2 protein-coding genes are annotated in these 1,030 nt (G+C 62.7%); both read right to left on the bottom strand.

Translation table 11 applies throughout. From position 1 onward, the window contains the following. The coding region (locus NKI41_RS33130) for an integrase core domain-containing protein (RefSeq protein WP_352687271.1) at nucleotides 1–107 on the bottom strand (107 nt) is incomplete at its 3' end. Continuing rightward, nucleotides 68–1,030, bottom strand: a 963-nt coding sequence (locus NKI41_RS33125; RefSeq protein WP_352687268.1) for an IS3 family transposase, incomplete at its 5' end; no start/stop codon positions are given. The genes NKI41_RS33130 and NKI41_RS33125, both read right to left, overlap by 40 nt.

Raw genomic sequence — 1,030 nt, 5'->3', positions numbered from 1 at the left:
TTGTAGTCGTCTGCCCATTCGGCGATGGTTGTTCGGGCATGGTCGAGGCCGAAGAACAGGGTTTCGTTCAGCAACTCGTCCCGATCCGCCCGTTGAAGCTTTCGCAGAAGCCGTTCTGCATCGGCTTGCCTGGCGCGATGAAGTGCCATTCCACCTGATGATCCTTCGACCAGGCGAGGATCGCGTTCGAGGTGAACTCGGTGCCGTGGTCAGAGACGATCATGCCCGGCTTGCCGCGGTGAGCGATCAATTCCGTCAGTTCACGCGCCACCCGGCGGCCGCAGATCGAGGTGTCCGGGATCGCAGCCAGGCATTCGCGTGTCACGTCGTCGACGATATTGAGGACGCGGAAGCGCCGGCCGCAGGCGAACTGGTCATGGACGAAATCCAGCGACCAGCGCGCGTTCGGCTTCGCCTGGACCAGGATCGGTGCCCGCGTCCCTACCGCTCGGCGCCTGGAGCGTCGCTTGCGCACGGCCAGTCCTTCTTCGCGGTATAGCCGGTAGATGCGGTTGATACCCGATGCCTCGCCTTCGCGCCTGAGCAGAATGAACAGGCGTCGATAGCCGAAGCGGCGGCGCTCGTTGGCGAGGTCGCATAACCTTGTGAGCAGCTCCGTCTCCGGCGGACGCCGGGACCGATAGCGGACCATCTTGCGATCAGCACCGACGAAGGAACAGGCCCGACGCTCCGACACGCCCATGGCGGCCTGCAGATGCGCTACGGCTTCGCGCTTGGCGGCGGGCCCTACCATTTTTTTGAAAGAAGCTCGCGCAGGGCCGACGCTTCCAGCATCTTCGGCGAGCAGCTTCTTCAGCTTCGCGTTCTCGTCTTCCAAGCCTTTCAGCCGTTTGGCATCGGAGACGTCCATCCCGCCATACTTCGCCTTCCAGTTATACAGCGTCGCCTCGGAGATCCCATGCTTGCGCGCCAGGTCGCCCGCCTTTGCCCCCGCCTCATGCTCACGCAGAACCGCGATGATCTGCTCTTCCGTAAACCGCTTTCTCTTCATCAGTCCGTCCTTCAATCG

Origin of the sequence: Mesorhizobium sp. M0601 (assembly GCF_040320845.1) — a bacterium.
GTDB lineage: Bacteria > Pseudomonadota > Alphaproteobacteria > Rhizobiales > Rhizobiaceae > Mesorhizobium.
This window is presented reverse-complemented; position numbering and strand designations above follow the sequence as displayed.